The following is a 20,728-nucleotide window of genomic DNA, read 5'->3' on the forward strand; positions in this document are numbered from 1 at the left end:
TACCAGACCTGCGGCGTCGTCTCGAAGGAAGTGGACGGCGTGCTGAAAGAGCACCGCTTCATCCGCGCCGACCGCTTCGCCGGGCTGGACGACGCCGTCGACATCTCGATCAAGAAAGGCATCCAGCTGGTCGACGAGCAGGGCGAGAAGATGTTCGGCTAGGCGCCGTAGCTTCGGCTGCGCCGGCCAGCTTCTTTCGATTAGAACGCGACCTTATCCCCGCCCTTGAGCTGCAGGATCTGCCGCGCCTCGTCGGGCGTGGCGATCGAGGCGCCGAGGCCTTCGATGATCTGGCGCACCTTGGTCACCTGCTCGGCGCTGGAGCGGGCGAGCTTGCCCTTGCCGATCCACAGCGAGTCCTCCAGGCCGACCCGCACATTGCCGCCGAGCGCAATCGCCTGCGTGGCGATCGGCAGTTGATGGCGGCCGGCGCCCAGCACCGACCAGTGATAGTCGTTGCCGAACAGGCGGTCGGCCGTGCGCTTCATGTGCGCGACGTCTTCCGGATGCGTGCCGATGCCGCCGAGGATGCCGAACACGCTCTGGACGAAGAACGGCGCCTTGACCAGGCCGCGCTCGACGAAATGCGCCAGCGTGTAGAGGTGGCCGATATCGTAGCATTCGATCTCGAAACGCGTGCCGGTGTCGGCGCAGGTTCGCAATATGTGCTCGATGTCGCCGAAAGTGTTGCGGAAGATGCGGTCGCGCGAGGATTCGAGATAGGGCCGCTCCCAATCATGCTCGAAGGTCTTGAACCGCTCCAGCATCGGGAACAGCGCGAAATTCATCGAGCCCATGTTGAGCGAGGCGACCTCGGGCGCAAAGACCTTCGCCGGCCTCACCCGCTCCTCCACGCTCATCGTCGCGGCACCGCCGGTGGTGATGTTGACCACGCAGTTGGAGCGCTGCTTGATGACCTGCAGGAAAGGCGCGAAGGCCTCGGTCGATTGGTCGGGGCGGCCGTCGACCGGATTGCGGGCATGGAGATGGACGATCGCCGCGCCCGCCTCGGCCGCCTCGATTGCGGCGGTGGCGATCTCTTCGGCCGTCACCGGCAGATGCGGCGACATCGATGGCGTATGGATCGAGCCCGTGACCGCGCAGGTGATGATGATCTTGTTCCAGTTCGCCACTTTTGATGCCTCGATCTCTTGGTTGTTTGAAGCGCCTATTTGACCGCGCCTTGCGTGATGCCGGAAATGAACTGCTTCGACAGCACGATATAGAGCACGGTAATCGGCAGCGCCGCCAGTGTCAGCCCGGTGAACAGCACCCCCCAGTCGGTGGTGAATTCGCCGACGAACACGGTCAGCCCTTGCGGCAGTGTCTTCAAATTGTCGGAGGTGATCAGGACCAGCGGAAAGAAGAAGTCGTTCCAGATCGGCACCGCGTTCTGGATCGCCACGATGACTAGCGCCGGCCGCGCCAGCGGCAGCATGATCGACCACATGATGCGAAGCTCGCTGGCGCCGTCCATGCGGGCGGATTCTTCCAGCTCGCGCGGCAAGGTGCGCAGGAAGCCGGTCATGATGAAGACGGCCGATGGGATGCCCATCGCCACATAGACCAGCACCAGCCCGAGATAGCTGTCGACGAGGCCGAGCGTGTCGAGCTGGATGAACAGCGGGATGATCGCCAGCTTCAGCGGCACCGTCATGCCGCTCAGGAAGAACATCAGCACCAGCGAGCTCAGCCGGAACCGGTAGCGGGCGATGGCATAGCCGGCGAGCGTGCTGAACATCAGGATCAGCGCGACCGAGGCGGCGGTGATGCCGACCGAGTTCGCCAGATAGCGGACGAAATTGGTCCCGGTCCAGACCTTCTCCAGATTGGCGGTCGAGAAATGCGTCGGCAGCGAAAGCGGCGAGGAAAAGATCTCGGGGTTTGTCTTGAACGACGAGGCCACCATGACGAACAGCGGATAGATCATGATGACGGCATTGACCGCCAGCAGGAGCTGGATGGCGCCGTTCCTGATCGTCTCGCCGCGATCCCGCATCACTGCTCGATTTCGCGGCGGCGCAGGTAGCGCAGGGCGATTGCCGTGACGCCGGCGACGAAGATGAACATCAGAACCGCCAGCGCGCTGCCCTGGCCGAAATCCTGGATGCCGGTGGTCGTGCTGCCGAAGGCCGTGCGGTAGAAATAGAGGCCGAGCACGTCGGTCGAGCCGCCCGGCGAACCGGTCAGGCCGGCCATGACATAGGGGATCTCGAACCAGTTGAAGCTGCCGATGAAGGTCAGGATGGTTACGATGGTGACGCTGGGCGCGATCAACGGCCAGACGATGTTGGTCATCAGCGCGTAGTCGCCGGCGCCGTCGAGGCGGGCGGCTTCCAGCACGTCCTTGCTGATGCGCTGCATGCCGGCAAGCAGCACCAATGTCGGGAAGCCCAGCCAGTGCCAGATGTTGGCGAAGAGGACGCTGCCGAGCGCGGTGTTTTCGTTACCGAGCCATGGAATGGCGCCGATGCCGACCAGGCCGAGCAGCCGGTTCACAAGGCCGAACAGCGGATGCAGGAACAGCTTCCACAGGAAGCCGACGATCACCGCCGACAGCACCACCGGCAGGAAAACGATGACCTGGTGGATGCGGTGGCCCGGCAGCGCCTTGAGCAGCGCGAAGGCGATCAGAAAGGCGGTGCCGTTCTCGAAGACCATCAGCGCCAGGAAGGCGATGACATTGTGCTTGAACGCATTCCAGGTCCAGTCGCTATAGGGCTTTTCGAACAGGACTTGGCGGAAGTTTTCGAGCCCGATGAAGCCGGATGGCCTGAGCCCGTTGAACTCATAGAAGGCGAAGCGGAAGGCCGACAAAAGCGGCCATAGCACGAACAGCACCATGACCAGCAGCGCCGGCGTCAGCAGCGCGGCAATCCAGAGCGACCGGCGCCATGCAAAAGGTTTCGCTGTGTGGCGCCAGCCGTCTGCCATCTCATTTGCCCTGGAACGGCTTGTACCATTTGGCGAGGCCGTCGGTGAGGTCGGCGGCAAGCTGGTCCGGCGTGATCGACCCCGACATCATCTTGGTGATGTCGCCCTGCAGCAATTCCGATCCCGTCGGCTTTTCGAAGCGGAAATAGACGACATTGATATGCGGCATCGCCGTCTCGTTCAACTTGGCGACGTGTGACAGAAGCTCGTCCTTGATGACGACGCCCTTGATCGGCGAGATGTTGCCGAGAAGCGCCGAGAACTTGTCGCCGAACTCCTTGGTGCCCATCCAGTTGACCAGCTTGAGCGCCGCTTCCTTGTTGGCCGACTTCGAATTGACCGCGTAGCCGCCGTCGAAGAATTTCGTGACTTGCGGCGTGTCGCCGGCCTTGGCCATAGGCGGGGTGACGAAGTCCATGTTGATGGCGGGGTTCTGCGACCGGTAGGTGGCGATGTCGAAGCTGCCGCCGGCGAGCATCGCCGCCTTGCCGCTCAGGAACAGCTGGCCGGCCGTCTCATAGTCGATGCCTTCGAAGCCGTCGGGCATATAGGGGCGCAGCTCGAGCAGCTTGCCGAGTGCCGCGACATAGCGCGGATCCTTGAAGGTGGTCTTGCCGCTGGTCAGGTCGCTGACGAAGTCGGGGCCAAGGAACGGGTTGGTGAAGATGGCCACGAACATTTCGTTGAACCAGCTGGTGCCCATGCCGTTAGCCAAAGGATAGATGCCCTTCTCCTTCAGTGCCTTGCTGACGGTGATGAACTCGTCCCAGGTGGTCGGCGGCGTCAGCCCGGCCTTGGCGAAGACGTCCTTGTTGATGAACAGGCCAAGCGTCTGCGAGGCGAAGGGCAGCGAATAGACCTTCTTGTCGGCGCGGTAGGTGCCGGACACCAGCGCATCCGCCGGCTGGTTGGCGAGCGAGGGTACGGTCGCCATGTCGAGCGGCTCGAAATAGCCGGCCTTTACGAATTGCTCGAGCCAACCATAGGCGTGCGTGTGAATGACGTCGCCGCCCTTGCCGCCCGCCAATGCCGTCGAGACGATGGTCGGGTAGTTCTCGTCCTGGAAGGACTCGAACTTCACGTGGATGTCTGGGTTCGCCTTGGTGAAGTCGGCGAAGAGCTCGTTATAGGCGGCCTTGTCTTCCTGGCGCCAGGTCCAGAACGAGATGTCGGTGGCATGCGCCAGACTTGTTGCAAATCCCCATGCGAAAGAGGCGGCCGCGAGGGCCAGGCCGATCCTTCTCCTGCTCATCTTCCTGATCTCCCATTCAGCGCTTCATGCGCTTGGACGGGGTTGATCAAATCATAGTTCTTGCCGTCTGGAAAGATAGTTTGTAAAGTTTCCTAACTAACGGAATTGCTGCATTGCGCGAAGCTTCGGCGCGCGCGTCTGGCGAAGGGAATGTGCGTGGATCGGAACCTGTTGGTGGGTGTGGACATAGGCGGCACCAAGACGCGCATCCTGGGGCGTCGCGGCGACACCGTGTTGTTCGACAAGACGGTTATCACCGACGAATGGCGGATCCGCCAGATGGAGGCCGACGCGCTGAAGCTCTCGGACATCGTCCTGGATTTGTGCGGCGGTTCAGCGCCTGCCGCGGTTGCCGTCGGCGCGCATGGCTGCGACACCGAGGAGCAATGCGGGCGCTTTCAGGCGCTGCTGTCGGCCAATCTGAAAACCAGCGTGCAGGTGGTCAACGATGCCGAGCTGATGGTGCCCGCCGCCGGCTATGATGATGGCATCGGCGTCGTGGCCGGCACCGGTTCGATCGCGGTTGCGCGCACGGCCGAGGGCAAAATGCTTGCCGCCGGCGGCTGGGGCTGGATCCTGGGCGATGAAGGAAGCGCGGCGGCGCTGGTGCGCGAGGCCGTCAAGGCGATCCGCCGCGCTCTCGATCGCGGCCAGGAGGGCGATCCGCTGATAGCGATGCTTATGCGCGAGATCGGAACCGACGACCAGACCAAGCTCGGCATCTTGCTCAACGAGACACGCGGCGCCGCTGCCTGGGGCCGCTATGCCAACGCTGTCTTCGATGCCGCGAACGCCGGTTCGCCGCTCGCTTCGCGCGTCATCGAGGAAGGCGGGGAGGGGCTCGCGGCGCTTGTGCAACTGCTGATCGAACGCGGCGCCGATGCGTCGCTGGTCGTCGCCGGCGGCGGCGTCATTGCCGAGCAGCCGATGCTGATGGAAGCTTTCGTCAAGGCGATGGCGTCCGTGTCGCCGGCGAGCCGCGTGGTCCTGCTGCGCGAGCCGCCGGTGATCGGCGCGGTGGCGTTGGCCGGACGCCTAATCGTGGGCAAGAAGCGTGGCAACGGCTGAGGGCGGATCGAGGAGCATTGACATGAAGCGTATCGGTTACCGCCCAGCGGTGTTGCGCCAGGCCGAAAGCCTGGAAATCGGAAGGCAGGCCGTGGCAAGGGCGCTCGATTCGCTCGACCTGTCAGGCTTTGCCGCCGGCACGATCGGCTTTGCCGGCATCGGCGCCAGCTATCAGGCGGCCCTCGCGGGCGCCTTCTATCTGCGCCAACTGGGTCGGCGGGGTTTCGCCTTCGTGCCGACCGAACTCTATGGCCGGACGGATGCGGCGGCGGATGCCTTTGTCGCCCTGTCGGCCTCCGGCCAGAGCCGCGAAATCGCCGATGTGATGCGAGAGGCGAAGGCCTATCCACGCCTTGCCATCTGCCGCGGCGCCGACAATCCACTGGCCGACATCACCGGCGCGGTGCTCGCCATGGAATCGGGCGCCGACAATGGCGCCAGTTCGACCGGCTATACAGGAACCCTGCTCGCGCTCGGCATGCTGGCCGACAAGATCGCCGGCGGCTCCTTCGACTGGGCGCAACTGCCGGAGGCGGTCGAGCGGCTGCTGGCCGATGGTTGGGAGAGCGCCGGTCGGGCGGCAAGGCTGCTTGGCGGTCGCGCCTCCATGGACATTGTCGGTACCCGTATCGGCTTTGCCAATGCGGGCGAGGCAGCGATGCTAATCCGCGAGGCGGTCCGGATTCCCGCCTCCGGCTGGGACACGCTGAACTATCTGCATGGCCCGATGGAATCGCAGGACGCGGCCACCAGCCTGATCGCCTTTGGCGAGGACCGCGAGGTCAAGATCGCGCAGGACGTCGCCGGCTTCGGCTGCCCCTCGGTGCTGATCACGCGACGGACCGATATCGCCGCCACGGAGAAGCTCGCAATCATCATCATCCCGGCGCTGGGCAATGCGATCGCGGACGGCATCCTGGAGATCATCGCGCTGCAGATGGTCGTCGCGGATATGCAGGATGCGGCCGGCCTGACCGACATCACCTTCCGCTACCGGCAAACCGATACAAAGCTGAAGCCCTGGTCGCCGACGGAACTTTAGTTCTCCGGGACCACAGAATTGTTCGCTCACCAGGGCGCGTTCGCGCAATCCGCCGAAACGCATCACAATGGCAATGGTCGCGGTTGATTCGTGATATGCGAGCCGGCGATTGGCCGAGCGCCGAGAGGATGAAGGCGGAACAACGTCGCAGATGGCTCCATCCGAAATCCCCAGCCTGACGGAAAGCGCCCGCGCCGTGCTGCGCCTGCTGGCCTCGCAGGGGCCAGTGACCCGGCCGAAGCTTGGCTCGATGCTGGAACTCTCCAAGCCGACCATGTCGGCCGCCGTTTCCGAACTCAGCGCGCTTGGCCTTGTCTCGTCGCGCGGGACGGAACGCGGCGCCATCGGGCGGACCGCCACCATCTATGGCATCGGCCCCGGCGCCGGCTATGTGATCGGCATCGATGTCGGCGCGGCACAGGTGCGCGCCGTCGCCTATTCGATGGATGCCCAGCCCCTGGCGACGGTGGAAGAGAGCATTCCGGACGGAGCGACCGTCGACGAGACCGGGGCGTTCATTCTTGCGGTAGCCAAATCGATCCCGGCCAAGGTCGGCAAGGCTTTTCGCACCTTACGCAGCATCGCGGTTGCGGTGCCGCGCATCGTCTCGCACAGCCGCCTCGGCAATGGCCAGGGCAACGGCCCGGGCGCGGTGCTCCACGCCCTTCGCCGCAAGATCGATGTGCCGATTATCCTCGAAAACAACGTCAACTGCGCGGCGATCGCCGAAAGGCATTTCGGCGCCGCGCAGGGTCACGAGACCTTTGCCTTCCTGCAGGTCGGCGTTCGCGTCGGCCTGGGCCTGATCAATGAAGGCCGGCTTTATCGCGGCGCCGGCGGCGCTGCCGGCGAAGTCGGCCGCATGCCGTTTCCGTGGTCGGCCAGCGAAGTGCCTTTTCGCGAGGGGCTTGAGCACTATCTCGGCTCGCGGGCGCTTGTCGAGCGCAGCCGACAGACCTGGCCGGCGGAAGAGGGGACCCCGCCGAATTCGGCCAAGGAATTGTTCGCGCTGGCACTGGCGGGGTCGCGGCCGGCCGCCGAGGCTGTCTCGCGCCATGCCGCCGATATCGGCCGGCTCGCGGCCGGCTGCATCGGCATGCTCGACCCGGGCCTGATCGTGCTTGGCGGCGGCGTCGGCCGCAACGCGTTGATGACGGCGGAGGTCGAGCGGGTGGCCGGCGAATTGGCCTGGCCGACGCCAATCGCGGTCAGCACGCTGGAAGATGTCGGAACCGCGCTCGGCGCCATGAAGCTGGCGCTGGATTACAGCCTTGGGCTGATCTTGCGCGAGGACCGCCATCCGGCCGTGGTGCTGCCGCCGCTGTAGGGTGGCCGGCTACCGGCGAAATGCAGAAAGAGGCAGGCGCTGGCGGGCGCCTGCCTCTTTCATCTCCAGCATAGGTGATCAGGCAGCCGCGGCGGCCTGGTTGGCGTTGGGGGCGGCGATCGCGTCGACCTTGGCGGTGGCCTTGGCGAGCGCGGCGGTCACGGCATCGGCACCCATGCCGACGCCCTCGACGCGGATCACTTCAACGTCGGTCATGCCGAGGAAGCCGAGCACGCTGCGCAGATAGGGTACCGCATGGTCCATCTGCACCGCGGCGCCTTCCGAATAGATGCCGCCGGAAGCTAGCACGATGTAGACCTTCTTGCCGGCGACAAGGCCCTTCGGACCATTCTCGCCGTAAGCGAAGGTCTTGCCCGAGCGGGCGACGTGGTCGACCCAGGACTTCAACGTCGAGGAGATGTTGAAGTTGATGAAGCCGGTGGCGAGGATGATCGTGTCGGCGGCGAAGACCTCATCGAGCACGGCGTCGGAAACGCCGACGACTTCGGCCTGGCGCGGCGTGCGCGCTTCGGCCGGCGTGTAGATGCCGGTGGCGTAGTCGGGGTCGATATGCGGCAGCGGATTGGCGACCAGATCGCGCACGACAAGCGTGTTGGACGGATCGGCGGCAACAAGCTTCTGGGCGAGATCGGTGGCGACGCGGGTCGAGTGCGAAGCGGCGCCACGCGGGCTGGAGGTAACGAGAAGAATAGACATGGCGGTGTCCCCTTGGGGTTGGATTTAAACTTTCCACGCCAATATGGGATTGCTGCTCCATCAGGATAACTGGTATAATATGTATACAATCCATCAATAAAGTGGATGGCATAGCCATGCAGCCGAACCCGACATTGGACCAACTCCAGATCCTGGTGGCAGTCGCCGATACCGGCAGCTTCTCAGCAGCAGGGCGCAAGCTCAACCGGGCGCAGTCGGTGGTGAGCTACGGCATCGCCAATCTGGAAGCGCAGCTTGGGCTGAAGCTGTTCGAGCGCGAAGGCGTGCGCGAGCCGCAGCTGACCGATGTCGGCAAGGCGATGCTGGAGGATGCGCGGCGCATGATCGGCGTGCTGCAGCGCATCCGCTCGCGCGCCGACGGCTACCGGCAAGGGCTGGAAGCGGAAGTGGCGATATCGGTCGACGTGACGCTGCCTTCGCCGGCGCTGGTGCGCGTGCTCAAGGCCTTTGAGGCGCAGTTCCCGGCGGTCATGCTGCGGCTTTATATCGGCTCGCTCGGCCTGATCGTCGACCAAGTCGTGAACGGCCAGGTGGATCTCGGCTTCGGCGGCCTGCAAGGCGATGCCGACGTCAATCTGCTGCGCATCGGCTTCACCTCCCTGGTGCCTGCGGCGGCGCCCGACCATCCATTGGCCAAACTGCCGAAGCCGGTCGGTGTCGAGGACCTGCGCGAGCACATCCAGCTTGTCGTCACCGACCAGTCGGAGCGGACGCGCGGGCGAGACTATGGTGTCTTTGCCTATCGCACCTGGCGGCTGACGGATGTGCGCACCAAGCATGCGCTGATGCGCGAAGGTCTCGGCTGGGGTGGCTTGCCGCGCTGGCTGATCGCCGACGACCTTGCCAGCGGCAGGCTGGTCGAGCTCGATCTCGAGCCTTACCGCGAAGTCCGCTCGCCGATGTATGCCATGCACCGCAATGACCGCAGCCCCAAGCCGGCGGCGACCTGGCTGATCGACGAGTTCAGGCGGCAACTCGGCTGCTTCAACGAGATGGAGCCAGGCCTGTGGGCGGAGGACGGACCGGAGTCAAGCCGTCCATGAGGGCGATCAGCACAGCACGATAGTCCTCGGCGGGCGCGCCGACCTCGATGGCCAGAGCCGCCCGGTCGAAGGCGGCGGCGAGCAGGGCGGTCAGCGCCTCGGCTGGCAATCTGGTCATCGCCTGCGCCCGCATCGCGGCGACCAGGCCTTCGCGCAGCGAGCGGTTGCCGTGGCGGTTGTCGATCTCGTCCATGGCTGCGCGGCCGAGCACGGCCGGCCCGTCGAGCAGCAGAAGCCGCGTGCGGCCGGGCACCCGCATTGCCTTGAGATAGGCATCCGATCCGGCGATCAAGGCTTCGCGCGCGGAGGGCGACGGCGGCGAGGCATGATCGATCTCGGCGGCCACGGTCGCTGCTTCCTGTTCGACGACCGCGGCGAACAGGGCCTGCTTGTCGGCGAAATGATGATAGAGCGCCCCGCGCGTCACGCCGGCTTCGGCAACGATCTCCGGCGTGCCGGTCTCGGCATAGGATTTTTCCGTGAACAGCTTTCGCGCCGCGCGGATCAGATCGGCGCGCGTCGCCTCGGTGCGGTCGTGGTTGGAGCGGCGTCCGGACTCTTGTTGCATACATGCAGCCTGTATGTTATTTGCATTTACATACAGACTGTATGTTGGGTGAGAGGAGAAGGAAAGATGAAGACGACCAGCTATTATCCGGTGCTGATGACGGACGATGTCGAAGGCACGGCGGCTTTTTATGTCGAGCATTTCCGCTTCAAGCCGCTCTTCAAAAGCGACTGGTATGTGCATCTGCAGTCGGCGGAGGATAGACGCGTCAATCTTGGCATCGTGCAAGGGGATCATGAGACGATCCCGCAGGAGGGGCGCGGACGAACGTCAGGCCTGCTGATCAATTTCGAGGTGCGCGATCCCGACTCCGTCTATGAGCGCGCCATCGCCGCCGGCCTGCCGATCCTGCGCAGCTTGCGTGACGAGCCGTTCGGCCAGCGGCACTTCATCACCAGGGACCCCAACGGCGTGCTGATCGACGTCATCAAGCCGATCCCGCCAAGCGAGGAATTCTTGGCGCAATATGCCGAGGGGATGGCGGGAAGCTAAGCCAGCGAGGCTTAGCTCGTCCGCGCTACCGGCGTCACCGCCACCTGGTTGACGCCGGTGCGGCGCACGACAGTGCAGAGCGTCTCGCGGCCGATGCGCTCGGCGTCGAGCATGCGCACGAGGTCGTCGACGCCGGTGACCGGCCGGCCGTCTATTGCCGCGATGATGTCGCCTTCCTTCAGGCCGGCCTTGGCGGCGGGGCCGTTCTTCTCGACGCTGCGCAGGCGCACCGCCGTGTTCGTGGTGACTTGCGACAACAGGGCCGCCCGGCGCGGCAGGTTGGTCGTGTCGGCAGAGACGCCAATGAAGGCGCGGCGCACGCGGCCGAAGCGGATGATTTCGGAGATGACGAAATTGGCGGTGTTGGAGGCGACAGCGAAGGCGATGCCTTGTGCGCCGTGGATCATGGCGGTGTTGACGCCGATCACCTCGCCCGCCGACGACACCAGCGGCCCCCCGGAATTGCCGGGATTGAGCGCGGCATCGGTCTGGATGACGTCGTCGATCAGCCGGCCGGTCGAGGCGCGCATCGAGCGGCCGAGCGCGGAGACGACGCCGGCGGTGACGGTCCATTCGAAGCCGAGCGGATTGCCGATCGCGATCGCGATCTGGCCGCGGCGCAGGCGCTTGGAGTCGCCGAGCGGCGCGACATCGGCGAAACTGCCGTCGGCGCGCACCAGCGCGATGTCGGTGTCGGGATCGCGGCCAAGCACGTGGCCTTCGCGCGAGGCGCCATCCGGCATGGTGACGCGCACGGCGCGCGCGTCGCCGACGACATGGAAGTTGGTGACGACCAGGCCATCCTGCGCGATGACGAAGCCGGAGCCGTGACCGCCGGCGCCAATGCGCTCGATGCGGCACACGGCCGGACCGATACGGTCGACAGCGTCAGCCACGGATGCCGAGTAGGCGTCGAGCAAACTGTCATCGGATGGAAGTTTTTCGGCTGCGAAAGCCATGGGCGTGTTCCCTCGTAGAATGATGACTATATGTGCGGAGCAGCCAGGGGCGCCGCGACCTGACCACATGGCCAGTCCGCCGGCCGACTAGCCGTCAGGCGAGTACCCGCGGCTGCGCTAGCGAGCGATATCTGGGTCACCGAACCCAGGAGACAGTCTTATGAGCGATTTCAACCTCAGTGCCTTTTCCGACGCGATTGCCGATGTCGCGGCCACAGCTGCGCCCGCGCTGGCGAGTTTCGTCACGCATCACCACCGCACCGCCAGCGCCTTCCACTGGCGCGACGGCTATTTCGTCACCGCCGAGGAAGTGGTCGAAGCCGGCGAGGAGATCGAATTGACGCTGGCCTCCGGCGAAACCGTGAAGGCAGAGCTGGCCGGCCGCGATCCGTCGACGGGCGTTGCGCTGCTGAAGCCCGCTTCCGGCGCTGCCGGTTTGCCGCAATTGGCGCAGGCCGATGCGGTGCGTCCCGGCAATCTGGCGATCGCCGTGGGCAACAGTGATGGCGCAGCGCTTGCCGTGTTCGGCACGGTCGGCGAGGTCGGGCCGGCGTGGCGCTCGATGCGCGGCGGCACGATCGACCAGCGTATCAACCTTGCCATCAACACCGGCGGTCGCTTCGAGGGCGGTCCGGTGCTCGACGCCAGGTGCGGGCTGATCGGCATGCTGTTGTTCGGACCGCGCCGGCGGGCGCTGGTCATGCCTTACGAGACGATCGAGCGCGCGATTGCCACGCTGCGCGAGAAGGGTCATGTCGCGCGCGGCTACCTCGGCGCCGGGCTGCATCCGATCCGCAACGGCGACACCAAAGGCGCCATGGTCATGAGCCTGGACGACAACGGCCCGGCCAAGGCCGCCGGCCTGCATGTCGGCGACATCGTCGTCGCCTGGAACGGCGAAGCCGTGCATGGCCCGCGCGAGCTGATCCGCAAGCTCGGGCCGGACAGCGCGGGTACCACCGTGACGCTTGGTGTTTCGAGCGGCGGCGCTGAGCGCGACGTTTCGATCACCATCGGCGAGAAGCCGCTGAGCTGAGAGGATTGATGGCAAGCAGCGCGGCACAAGTGATCGCACGACCGGAACCGTCAGCCCACCGGCTGACGGTGCTGGTGGCGCTCGGCGATGCCGAGCGGGACGAGCAGCTTGCCGATGCGCTTGCCGCGAGTGACGATCTGCTGCCGACATTGGCCGGGAGCAGCACAGGCCAGCCAGCGGATGTCGCGGTGACAGACGATGCGGCCTTGGAAAGCCGGGCCATAGGCTCGACGATGCCTGTTGTGCTGCTGTCCCGCCGCAGCGGACACGAGCGGCTTCGCGGCAATGTGGTCGCCGTGCTGCCGTCGTTGGCCGATAGCCTGTTGATCGCCGCGGCGGCGCGGCTCGCAGCTTCCGGCTATCGCATCGACAGGGCAGGGCCATCGGAGGTCGCGCATGGCGATTTCCATGACGGGCTCGCTGAAGAGGACGTGACGGATGACAATCCGGCGCGTCCGGCCCTGTCGCCGCGCGAGGCGGAGGTGCTGGCGCTGCTCGCCGAAGGCGCCCCGAACAAGGTGATCGCCCGGCGGCTCAACATTTCGGTCCACACGGCGAAGTTCCATGTCGCCGCCATCCTGATCAAGCTTGGCGCCGCCAACCGGACGGACGCGATCGCGATAGCGATGCGGCAGGGGCTGGTGCTGGTCTAGGCCTTCCGGCACGACGCTGCGTAATCCGTCTTGCCCCTTGCGCCACGGCTGTCTGCCGCGCAAGTTGCCTCCCTTATTGAACAGGGAGGCAAAAGGATGTCGCTCAACGGAAAGACGCTGTTCATCTCGGGCGGATCGCGCGGCATCGGGCTGGCGATCGCGCTCAGGGCGGCGCGCGACGGCGCCAATGTGACGATCGCGGCCAAGACCGCCGAGCCGCATCCGAAGCTGCCGGGCACCATCTACACCGCAGCGCAAGAAATCGAGCAGGCCGGCGGCAAGGCGCTGCCGGTGCTTTGCGACATCCGCGACGAAGCGCAGGTGGCCGATGCGGTGGCGAAAACCGTCGAGCGGTTCGGCGGCATCGACATCTGCGTCAACAATGCCAGCGCCATCCAGCTCACCGGCACGCTGGAGACCGACATGAAGCGCTACGATCTGATGCATCAGATCAACACGCGCGGCACGTTCCTGGTCTCCAAAATGTGCATTCCGCACCTGAAGTTGGCCAAGAACCCTCACATCCTGAATCTGGCGCCGCCGCTCGACATGAAGGCCAAGTGGTTCAAGAACCATGTTGCCTACACGATGGCGAAGTTCGGCATGTCGATGTGCACGCTTGGCATGAGCGCGGAGTTCGCCAAGGACGGCATCGCGGTCAATTCACTTTGGCCGATCTCGACCATCGACACGGCCGCGGTGCGCAATCTTCTGGGCGGAGCCACGGTGGCGGCGATGAGCCGCTCGCCCGACATCATGGCCGACGCCGCACATGCGATCTTCATGCGCCCGTCGCGCGAGGCGACCGGCGATTTCTACATCGACGAAGAGGTGCTGCGCGCCGAAGGCGTGACGGATTTTTCGGTGTACGCGCCAGGCGCCGCCGGTCAGCTCGCGGGCGATTTCTTCGTTCCCGACGAGGTGTTTGCGAACTCGCAGACGAAGGTCAGAAGAATCTACTGAAGGGCGCAGGCGGCCTTAATCCGCCGCGGCCTTCTTGCCTTTCGCCAACGCCATGACCCGGTCGATATGGGCCAGCATCAGCGCCGAAAGCACGAACGCCAGATGGATGATGGTCAGCCACATCAGTTGCTCCGCCGTGTAGGAAGCGTGGTCGAGGAAGGCTCGCGACGAGCGGGTCAAGCCGCCTTGGAAAGCTGGGACACGTCGAAACTCGCCAACCCGTAGCGCCAGCGATGGTTGGTCGCCGCAACGCGGCTCTGATAAAAAAGGGTCAGCCGCTCGCCATCAATCATCACCGTCGAGTGGCCGTTTTCCCCAGGTCCGCCCGGGTCAAGCACTGGACCGACCGAGACGTAAGGTCCGGTAACGGCGCTCGCAACGGCGAAGAACACCCGCTGCCGGCTACCGCGCGGTCCGTGCGGAAGGAAGCAGGTGGCGTTGAGGAGCACGCGGCCGTCCGGAAGTTCCACCAACTGGGCACCTTCAATCCCCCATTCGTAGTCGGGGTCGTCCCGCGTGTTGTGGTGGGGAATGTCATTGTGGTCCAGGATTTTGCCCAAGCGCTTCCAGGGCCCGAACCATGAATCGGACTGGCTCCGGGCCAGATAGATATCCGGCTGCGGCACGCGGGTGAATTTCGGCATGCCGGAATAAACGAGGTAACGCTTGCCCCCGATGAGAGCCGGGTGGGGATCATAGATGCCGTCTTCATCCGTATCAGGCACTGACAGGATTGCCGGCTTGAGCACCACCCAGTTGAACCCATCATTGGACACCGCATGTGCACAGCGGCCGCCGGATTTCATAAACTCAGTTTGGATGAACATGTGGAAGACGCCGTCTTCGTGGACTACACCCGGCGCCGCGACGCCCGAGCCGGTGACCGGAAGCTCGATCGGCGCGTGCTCCGTCCACGGTCCGTGCAACTCCGGCGCCGTGGCGTGAAGAATCTTCCAAGTCTCGCTGGTCACCGTGCCGCTCGATCCGAATACATGCCAAAGCCGGCCGTCATAAACCGGGCACGGGTCCTTGAGATCGTCCACCGCTTGCGGGTGAAACAACGGGAACACATTCGTCTCGAACTCGATCTTCATCTATCTATCCCAGCGATTGTCGGCCGCTAAACGCCCTTGGCGTCGGTCCGACGAATCAATTTAAGCCACCGAATATTCTAGCTGCTCATTCAACGAAAATGCGGCACCCGAGCGGCCGTCCCCAGAAAGCTGCAGCCTGAGATGCCAGACGCTCTGGCCGGCACTCCGCCTGCATATCGCTCGCTGGCTGGAACAAGTTAATCAGCCGACAGTTAGACATGCGGCAGGAATAGCTTCTTGCATCTCGCGATTAACAAATGTTATTCGCAGTATAAACCGCAATGTCACCAGGGAAAAGCTTATATGGACGCGGCGATAAGAATACCAGCCAAAATCAAAACCAGAAAAGAGCAAGATTTATTGATATGCTTCTCCCATTTGCGATGGAATTTCGTCTATCAACGTCCGCAGCACATTCTCACGCATGCCTCGAGAGAGCACCAAATCGTTTACTTCGAGGAGCCCGTTTTTGAAGAATGCTCCCACTCGTCCATTCGGTTTTGCGACGCTGCGCCGGGCATTCGGGTAGCGACCCCTTTGCTCCCGATCGGCACCAGCCCCGCCAGAGCCGATGCGATCCAGCGCAGATATCTGGACCGGATCATCGCGTCGACGCCGCACGCCCAATTGACTGCCTGGTATTATACCCCGATGGCGCTGCGCTTCAGCGCGCATGTCAACTTCGACGTGCGCGTCTATGACTGCATGGACGAGCTTGCGGCGTTCAAGGATGCGCCGGCCCAGCTTGCGTTGCTGGAACGGGCGCTCTTCGAATGCGCCGATGTGGTCTTCACGGGCGGCTTAAGCCTGTTCGAAGCGAAGCGTTGCCAACATCGGGCGATCTATCCCTTCCCCAGCAGCATTGACGTCAACCACTTTCACAAGGCGAGGGCGCCCGGCGAGGAGCCGGCGGATCAACTCACAATCCCGCATCCTCGGGTTGGCTTCTTCGGTGTCATCGACGAGCGCCTCGATATCGATCTCGTGGCGCAGGCTTCCAGCACGATGCCAGATGTGCACTTCGTGATGCTTGGTCCGGTCGTCAAGATCGATCCGGACATCCTGCCGAGGGCAAACAACCTGCACTGGCTCGGCAGCAAAGCCTACAAGGATCTGCCCGACTACCTCCGGCATTGGGATGTCGGGTGGATGCCGTTCGCGCTCAACGAAGCGACACGCTTCATCAGCCCCACGAAAACTCCCGAATTCCTTGCCGCCGGCCTGCCCGTGGTGTCGACTGCGATTGTCGATGTGGTGCGAAGCTACGCTGCCGCCGGCCTCGTCGATATCGCCGACGCCGAAGACATCGAGGCCAAACTGCGCTCCGCGCTGGCGCAACCGCGCGAAATGCGCCTGCCAGCGGTTGATGCCTATTTGGCCAACATGTCCTGGCAGCGAACATGGGATGCCATGGCCGCCCACATCAAGAAAGCCAGTGCAAGCAAGAAGGTCGTGCCCTTCCGCAGGAGCGCGTGACCATGTTCGCCTGGCTGATTGTCGGGGCAGGCTTTGCCGGCAGCGTTCTCGCGGAACGGATCGCTTCGCAACGAAGCGAAAGCGTTCTCATCATAGACCGTCGGAGTCACATCGGCGGAAACGCGTATGACTGCTACAACGAAGCCGGCATTCTCATCCATCGTTACGGACCGCATATATTCCATACGAACGCCCAGTCGATCGTCGACTATCTGTCGCAGTTCACAAGCTGGCGCCCTTACGAGCACCGTGTGCTCGCTTTCGTGGACGGCAAGCTTCTGCCGATTCCTATAAACCTCGACACCATCAACCATCTTTATGGTCTCGAGCTAAGCCCGGCAGAGCTGGAAGAGTTCTTCGCGTCGCGTCGTGAAACCGTTGGCGAAGTCCGTACCGCCGAGGATGTGGTTGTCAGCACCGTCGGTAGGGAGCTCTATGAGAAATTCTTCCGCGGCTACACCAGAAAGCAGTGGGGGGTCGATCCCAGCCAGTTGAGCAAGTCCGTGACGGCCCGCGTTCCAACGAGAACGAACCGCGACGATCGCTATTTCGGCGACAGCTTCCAGCAGATGCCGGCCGGCGGCTACACGCGCATGTTCGAACGGATGTTGGACCATCCCAACGTCAAGATCATGCTGCAGACCGATTATCGCGAGGTCCGAGAGCGAATTCCCTTCCGGCGGCTGATCTACACCGGGCCGATTGATGAATTCTTTGACTGGAAGCTGGGCCGCCTGCCCTATCGCTCATTGCGCTTCGAGCATGTCACCCTCGAATGCGAGCAATTTCAGCCGGTAGCCGTGGTGAACTATCCGCAGACGGAAGCCTATACCCGCATCACCGAGTATAAGCATTTGACGGGCCAGAGGAATATCCGGACCAGCCTCACCTACGAATACCCGACAGACATCGGCGACCCATATTACCCCGTGCCGCGGCCGAAAAACGAGGCTCTCTACAAACAATATGAAGCGCTCGCTGACAATTGCCCTGACGTGTGGTTCGTCGGCCGTCTGGCGACGTACCGCTACTACAACATGGACCAGGTTGTAGGGCAGGCCCTGGCCACTTTTGCCCGTATTCAGAAGACTATCCCAGCCTCAGATCGCGCACCGCAATCGGCACTCGCGATGCCCGTCTAAATGCCGTCTGCGCAGCGATGGCTTAATGTTGCGCACACAACGAACCGCCATGATGCCGGACCCGGAGCTGCAAGTTGAGCGATAGTCTCGAAATCTGGGGCGGCGTTGAATGCAGCATCGTGCGCCTGCGCGAGCGGACCCGGGATCAACTCCGCGAGACCGGCCATTTCGACCGTGCCGGCGATCTCAGCCTCATAGCCGAGATGGGTATCAAGACCTTGCGATACCCCGTGCTCTGGGAACTGGTCGAAGGCGATGGTTCGAGCGACTGGCGGTGGCCGGACGCGCGTCTCAACGAATTGCGAAGGCTTGGCGTGAGGCCGATCGCGGGGCTGGTCCATCATGGCAGCGGACCGAAATCGACCCATGTGCTTGATCCGGACTTCCCCGAATTGCTGGCCAGGTATGCCGGGCAAGTGGCGCAACGTTATCCCTGGCTGGAGATGTTCACGCCGATCAACGAGCCACTGACGACGGCGCGCATAAGCGGCCTCTATGGACTTTGGCATCCGCATGGCACCTGCGAGGCAACCTGCTTCCGATTGACCGTCGCGCAGTGTCGCGCAACCGCGCTGGCCATGAAGGCAATCCGAGAACACATACCTGGTGCGCAACTTGTCCAGACCGAAGATTTTGGGCGGGTGTTCTCCACGCCCCGCCTCCGCTACCAGGCCGACTATGAAAACGAGCGGCGATGGCTGGCGCTTGATCTGCTGAGCGGCCTGGTTGACGACGACCATCCATTCCACCGGCGCTTGCTTGACGCGGGCGTGGACCGCCGTCATCTCGACGAGCTGAGCGCGGACCCTTGCCCCCCCAATGTCATTGGGATCGATTACTACCTGACGAGCGACCGCCTGCTCGACGACGATCTCCGGCGGTATCCAGACGAGCAGACTGGGGGGAATGGCATCGACGCCTATGTCGACATCGCGGCGGTGCGATCTCAGATGCGCGACCACGCACGTTTACGATTCCGGCTAAAGGAAATTTGGGATCGCTACCGCAGGCCAATCGCCGTCACCGAGTTGCACAACGGATGCACGCGTGAGGAACAGTTGCGGTGGCTGATCGAGGGATGGCAGGAAGCCAAGGCGGCGAGGCACGACGGAGCCGACATACGCGCCATCACTGCCTGGTCACTGTTCGGGGCCACCGACTGGAACTCGATGCTGGCGCATCAAAAGGGCTATTACGAGAGCGGAGCCTTCGACGTGCGGGACGCGAGCCCGAGAAAGACCATCATCGCGAGCGCTGTGAGCCAAATCGCGAAGGAAGGTGCATTCGATCATCCCGCGCTCGATCGGCCCGGTTGGTGGCGAACGGAGTGCCCACCGACAAAGCCTGCACGGTCAATGCTTCTGGCAGGGTTTGGCCGAATGGCGTCCGTCATCGAGGAGTGTTGCCACATGCGTCGATTAGCGGTTCGCCCAACGCCGCCGGACAAGCTCACGCAAGAGCTGGCGCAGACGAATTCCTGGGCCGCGATAAGTATTGACGACGCAGGTCGGTCCTCGCGAGGATCGCTGTCAGCTCTAACCAATCTTCGCTGTCGGTTTCCCGGCATCGCCACGTTGGATCTGCAAGCCGCCCGTACGATCGGCATGGTCGAGACCGCCAACGCCTTCCTTGACCTCGTAGTGGACGGACAAACGGGGATGTTCAGGCTTCTGCGGGCCGAGCCCAACAATCAATATTGGATAGAGGCTGTCGCAGAAGACGAGAGCGGCGCCAGCTACGCCGTCTAACAGGTGCCGTCACGTAACTTATCTGTCGACATTACTGGCTGGCTATGGCGCGCCTTCCCTGCTGCCTGAGATGCGATCGGCCCACCGCCGGCGAAGTCTGCACCTCCGACAAGGCAGCGGGCCGTGTCACGGCTCCCCGATCTTGTTGGTGACGCAACATGGGTTACCAGGCGCCCTGTTTTATTGGTAGTCATCCGTCAAAAAGACTATATACGCACTTCGTGAGCGGCCCACCGGCTTGGCTCGTCCATGCTGCGGAAACAGTATAGCAGGTAGAGAACCGCGCCTGCCTCGTCTCTGGCACAGAAAAACAAGCGCCCACTCTGGACCCAGAGCGGTGCCAACTGCCCATGACTGCGGCTCTCGGGCGGACCCAAGGCGGAGCGGCTTACTGCAAGGCGGGCTGTGAAGGTTGCTTGCCCGGCTGATCACCGCCCGTGCTGGATCGAGGTGTTGGGTCCCTGTCCACCTCTGGATTTCGATCAACGGGGGCCACGTTCATATTGTCAGCTTTGGACTTTGCAGGATCGGTTTCCGCGGGGTTCGGGCTGGAGGATGAGGGCGCCTGACTATTCTCCTGTGGCGCTGGCTTCTCCTCGGTCGCAGGCGTCTTTGCCGCCTCACCATAAATCTCGGCAACGCCCCATGCGATCGCTGCCAGCACCAGTGCGCAGATCAAAACGGCAAGAACCGGAAGTCCGCGGCCACCCTGGCGCGCTTTCTTTCCTGGGATGTCATTGGCCATCGAACACCATCGTCAAGAGCACATGGCCGTGCGAGCACCACGGCCAGAGGTGAAACCTGCTGCTTGGCTAACAAGCGATCCCCAAGGATGTTCCACAATGAACCAATAAAAAGCCGATAGCCGTCGGCCTCATCTCTGGCGAACCGCGTAAGGTAACGCCTGGCCGGAGGGATTCGAGCCCCAACCATGCGGTTATGAGTCACCGGCTCTAACCATCAGCTACAGGCCCCGCGCGGGCTGGCTTAGTGTTTTTCTTGTCTTCGCACAGGGCTTTCGAAAGCGCTGGCGCAAAATGCCAAAATCAGCCCATATTCGAGCCGTAGAGCGGCCTGCGCCTTATGGCGCGAAACAGGTCCGGCCCTTGCGCCGCGCTGCCGGGTATCGACGCTTTTGCGGGGTCGAGGCAGATGCGGCGCAAGGGCCGGACCTGTTTCGCGCCATAAGGCGC

Annotated in this window: 22 protein-coding genes; 12 read left to right on the forward strand and 10 right to left on the reverse strand. The window is 63.5% G+C overall.

Annotated elements, in window-relative coordinates:
• Window positions 1–162, forward strand: a 162-nt coding sequence (locus EOA28_RS05485) for an HlyU family transcriptional regulator (RefSeq protein WP_245501475.1), incomplete at its 5' end; no start/stop codon positions are given.
• 38 nt (window positions 163–200) lie between these two features.
• Here the strand turns inward: EOA28_RS05485 and EOA28_RS05490 are convergent.
• The 4 genes from EOA28_RS05490 to EOA28_RS05505 are packed head-to-tail and all read right to left on the reverse strand — an operon-like array spanning window position 201 to window position 4,186.
• On the reverse strand, window positions 201–1,133 hold the full coding sequence (locus tag EOA28_RS05490; protein WP_127385978.1) for a 3-keto-5-aminohexanoate cleavage protein: 933 nt from the start codon (window positions 1,131–1,133) through the stop codon (window positions 201–203).
• 35 nt (window positions 1,134–1,168) lie between these two features.
• Window positions 1,169–1,999 (reverse strand): carbohydrate ABC transporter permease, encoded by an 831-nt coding sequence (locus tag EOA28_RS05495; protein WP_127253897.1) that lies wholly within the window; start codon window positions 1,997–1,999, stop codon window positions 1,169–1,171.
• Window positions 1,999–2,934 carry a sugar ABC transporter permease gene (locus tag EOA28_RS05500; RefSeq protein ID WP_127385979.1) on the reverse strand — a complete coding sequence of 312 codons (936 nt, stop codon included), beginning with the start codon at window positions 2,932–2,934 and terminating at the stop codon, window positions 1,999–2,001. Before EOA28_RS05500 ends, EOA28_RS05495 begins: the two co-directional genes overlap by 1 nt.
• A 1-nt stretch (window position 2,935) precedes the next feature.
• The gene (locus EOA28_RS05505; RefSeq protein ID WP_127252573.1) at window positions 2,936–4,186 is read right to left on the reverse strand and encodes an extracellular solute-binding protein; all 1,251 of its coding nucleotides are present in this window, start codon (window positions 4,184–4,186) and stop codon (window positions 2,936–2,938) included.
• 174 nt (window positions 4,187–4,360) lie between these two features.
• Between EOA28_RS05505 and EOA28_RS05510 the strand changes: the two genes are divergently transcribed.
• From EOA28_RS05510 to EOA28_RS05520, 3 genes are all read left to right on the forward strand, one after another.
• Entirely contained in the window at window positions 4,361–5,254 is an 894-nt protein-coding gene (locus EOA28_RS05510; RefSeq protein ID WP_245463346.1) for a BadF/BadG/BcrA/BcrD ATPase family protein, read from the forward strand.
• 22 nt (window positions 5,255–5,276) lie between these two features.
• Window positions 5,277–6,296 carry an SIS domain-containing protein gene (locus EOA28_RS05515; RefSeq protein WP_127252575.1) on the forward strand — a complete coding sequence of 340 codons (1,020 nt, stop codon included), beginning with the start codon at window positions 5,277–5,279 and terminating at the stop codon, window positions 6,294–6,296.
• 151 nt (window positions 6,297–6,447) lie between these two features.
• Entirely contained in the window at window positions 6,448–7,623 is a 1,176-nt protein-coding gene (locus EOA28_RS05520; protein ID WP_127252576.1) for an ROK family transcriptional regulator, read from the forward strand.
• Window positions 7,624–7,701: 78 nt separating this feature from the next.
• Here the strand turns inward: EOA28_RS05520 and EOA28_RS05525 are convergent, their stop codons facing one another.
• Window positions 7,702–8,340, reverse strand: coding sequence for an FMN-dependent NADH-azoreductase (locus EOA28_RS05525; protein ID WP_127252577.1), 639 nt, complete (start codon window positions 8,338–8,340; stop codon window positions 7,702–7,704).
• 116 nt (window positions 8,341–8,456) lie between these two features.
• On the opposite strand from EOA28_RS05525, the gene EOA28_RS05530 reads away from it, so the two are divergent.
• Window positions 8,457–9,404: a LysR family transcriptional regulator gene (locus EOA28_RS05530; protein ID WP_127252578.1), complete on the forward strand. Its 948-nt coding sequence runs from the start codon at window positions 8,457–8,459 to the stop codon at window positions 9,402–9,404.
• Here the strand turns inward: EOA28_RS05530 and EOA28_RS05535 are convergent.
• Window positions 9,346–9,972 (reverse strand): TetR/AcrR family transcriptional regulator, encoded by a 627-nt coding sequence (locus EOA28_RS05535; RefSeq protein ID WP_127252579.1) that lies wholly within the window; start codon window positions 9,970–9,972, stop codon window positions 9,346–9,348. The two genes, EOA28_RS05530 and EOA28_RS05535, sit on opposite strands and share 59 nt — an antisense overlap.
• 66 nt (window positions 9,973–10,038) lie before the next feature.
• Between EOA28_RS05535 and EOA28_RS05540 the strand changes: the two genes are divergently transcribed.
• Window positions 10,039–10,464 carry a VOC family protein gene (locus tag EOA28_RS05540; RefSeq protein ID WP_126081772.1) on the forward strand — a complete coding sequence of 142 codons (426 nt, stop codon included), beginning with the start codon at window positions 10,039–10,041 and terminating at the stop codon, window positions 10,462–10,464.
• 11 nt (window positions 10,465–10,475) lie between these two features.
• On the opposite strand, the gene EOA28_RS05545 is transcribed toward EOA28_RS05540, so the two are convergent.
• The gene (locus EOA28_RS05545) at window positions 10,476–11,423 is read right to left on the reverse strand and encodes a trypsin-like peptidase domain-containing protein (protein WP_127252580.1); all 948 of its coding nucleotides are present in this window, start codon (window positions 11,421–11,423) and stop codon (window positions 10,476–10,478) included.
• Between the two features lie 160 nt (window positions 11,424–11,583).
• Between EOA28_RS05545 and EOA28_RS05550 the strand changes: the two genes are divergently transcribed.
• From EOA28_RS05550 to EOA28_RS05560, 3 genes are all read left to right on the forward strand, one after another.
• Window positions 11,584–12,459 (forward strand): S1C family serine protease, encoded by an 876-nt coding sequence (locus tag EOA28_RS05550; RefSeq protein WP_127252581.1) that lies wholly within the window; start codon window positions 11,584–11,586, stop codon window positions 12,457–12,459.
• An 8-nt stretch (window positions 12,460–12,467) separates the two neighbouring features.
• The gene (locus tag EOA28_RS05555; protein WP_128314682.1) at window positions 12,468–13,112 is read left to right on the forward strand and encodes a helix-turn-helix transcriptional regulator; all 645 of its coding nucleotides are present in this window, start codon (window positions 12,468–12,470) and stop codon (window positions 13,110–13,112) included.
• A gap of 96 nt (window positions 13,113–13,208) precedes the next feature.
• Window positions 13,209–14,075 (forward strand): NAD(P)-dependent oxidoreductase, encoded by an 867-nt coding sequence (locus tag EOA28_RS05560; protein ID WP_128314683.1) that lies wholly within the window; start codon window positions 13,209–13,211, stop codon window positions 14,073–14,075.
• 15 nt (window positions 14,076–14,090) lie between these two features.
• Here EOA28_RS05560 and EOA28_RS38675 read toward each other — a convergent pair whose 3' ends face one another.
• Both EOA28_RS38675 and EOA28_RS05565 read right to left on the reverse strand, forming a co-directional pair.
• On the reverse strand, window positions 14,091–14,255 hold the full coding sequence (locus tag EOA28_RS38675) for a hypothetical protein (RefSeq protein WP_189341934.1): 165 nt from the start codon (window positions 14,253–14,255) through the stop codon (window positions 14,091–14,093).
• Window positions 14,252–15,169 carry a hypothetical protein gene (locus EOA28_RS05565; protein ID WP_127252584.1) on the reverse strand — a complete coding sequence of 306 codons (918 nt, stop codon included), beginning with the start codon at window positions 15,167–15,169 and terminating at the stop codon, window positions 14,252–14,254. Before EOA28_RS05565 ends, EOA28_RS38675 begins: the two co-directional genes overlap by 4 nt.
• A gap of 303 nt (window positions 15,170–15,472) precedes the next feature.
• Here EOA28_RS05565 and EOA28_RS05570 point away from each other — a divergent pair, with 303 nt between their 5' ends.
• The 3 genes from EOA28_RS05570 (at window position 15,473) to EOA28_RS05580 (ending at window position 19,535) form a co-directional block, all read left to right on the forward strand.
• Window positions 15,473–16,645 carry a glycosyltransferase gene (locus EOA28_RS05570; RefSeq protein WP_127252585.1) on the forward strand — a complete coding sequence of 391 codons (1,173 nt, stop codon included), beginning with the start codon at window positions 15,473–15,475 and terminating at the stop codon, window positions 16,643–16,645.
• A gap of 2 nt (window positions 16,646–16,647) precedes the next feature.
• The gene (gene glf / locus EOA28_RS05575) at window positions 16,648–17,787 is read left to right on the forward strand and encodes a UDP-galactopyranose mutase (protein WP_128314684.1); all 1,140 of its coding nucleotides are present in this window, start codon (window positions 16,648–16,650) and stop codon (window positions 17,785–17,787) included.
• A gap of 74 nt (window positions 17,788–17,861) precedes the next feature.
• Complete coding sequence (locus tag EOA28_RS05580) at window positions 17,862–19,535, forward strand: family 1 glycosylhydrolase (protein WP_127252714.1); 1,674 nt, start codon at window positions 17,862–17,864, stop codon at window positions 19,533–19,535.
• Between the two features lie 388 nt (window positions 19,536–19,923).
• Here the strand turns inward: EOA28_RS05580 and EOA28_RS05585 are convergent, their stop codons facing one another.
• Window positions 19,924–20,280, reverse strand: a complete 357-nt coding sequence (locus tag EOA28_RS05585; protein WP_127252715.1) for a hypothetical protein — start codon at window positions 20,278–20,280, stop codon at window positions 19,924–19,926.
• Window positions 20,281–20,728 lie beyond the last annotated feature (448 nt).

Source organism: Mesorhizobium sp. M2A.F.Ca.ET.067.02.1.1, assembly GCF_004023285.1.
Lineage (GTDB): Bacteria > Pseudomonadota > Alphaproteobacteria > Rhizobiales > Rhizobiaceae > Mesorhizobium.

Bases quoted from the DNA above. Each gene is read 5' to 3' on its own strand.
- EOA28_RS05550 (WP_127252581.1), top strand. From the start codon at position 11,584: ATGAGCGATTTCAACCTCAGTGCCTTTTCCGACGCGATTGCCGATGTC.
- EOA28_RS05555 (WP_128314682.1), top strand. From the start codon at position 12,468: ATGGCAAGCAGCGCGGCACAAGTGATCGCACGACCGGAACCGTCAGCC.
- EOA28_RS05525 (WP_127252577.1), bottom strand. From the start codon at position 8,340: ATGTCTATTCTTCTCGTTACCTCCAGCCCGCGTGGCGCCGCTTCGCAC.
- glf (WP_128314684.1), top strand. From the start codon at position 16,648: ATGTTCGCCTGGCTGATTGTCGGGGCAGGCTTTGCCGGCAGCGTTCTC.
- EOA28_RS05520 (WP_127252576.1), top strand. From the start codon at position 6,448: ATGGCTCCATCCGAAATCCCCAGCCTGACGGAAAGCGCCCGCGCCGTG.
- EOA28_RS05565 (WP_127252584.1), bottom strand. From the start codon at position 15,169: ATGAAGATCGAGTTCGAGACGAATGTGTTCCCGTTGTTTCACCCGCAA.
- EOA28_RS05585 (WP_127252715.1), bottom strand. From the start codon at position 20,280: ATGGCCAATGACATCCCAGGAAAGAAAGCGCGCCAGGGTGGCCGCGGA.
- EOA28_RS05545 (WP_127252580.1), bottom strand. From the start codon at position 11,423: ATGGCTTTCGCAGCCGAAAAACTTCCATCCGATGACAGTTTGCTCGAC.
- EOA28_RS05570 (WP_127252585.1), top strand. From the start codon at position 15,473: ATGGACGCGGCGATAAGAATACCAGCCAAAATCAAAACCAGAAAAGAG.
- EOA28_RS05500 (WP_127385979.1), bottom strand. From the start codon at position 2,934: ATGGCAGACGGCTGGCGCCACACAGCGAAACCTTTTGCATGGCGCCGG.
- EOA28_RS05505 (WP_127252573.1), bottom strand. From the start codon at position 4,186: ATGAGCAGGAGAAGGATCGGCCTGGCCCTCGCGGCCGCCTCTTTCGCA.
- EOA28_RS05515 (WP_127252575.1), top strand. From the start codon at position 5,277: ATGAAGCGTATCGGTTACCGCCCAGCGGTGTTGCGCCAGGCCGAAAGC.
- EOA28_RS05495 (WP_127253897.1), bottom strand. From the start codon at position 1,999: ATGCGGGATCGCGGCGAGACGATCAGGAACGGCGCCATCCAGCTCCTG.
- EOA28_RS05540 (WP_126081772.1), top strand. From the start codon at position 10,039: ATGAAGACGACCAGCTATTATCCGGTGCTGATGACGGACGATGTCGAA.
- EOA28_RS05535 (WP_127252579.1), bottom strand. From the start codon at position 9,972: ATGCAACAAGAGTCCGGACGCCGCTCCAACCACGACCGCACCGAGGCG.
- EOA28_RS05560 (WP_128314683.1), top strand. From the start codon at position 13,209: ATGTCGCTCAACGGAAAGACGCTGTTCATCTCGGGCGGATCGCGCGGC.
- EOA28_RS05530 (WP_127252578.1), top strand. From the start codon at position 8,457: ATGCAGCCGAACCCGACATTGGACCAACTCCAGATCCTGGTGGCAGTC.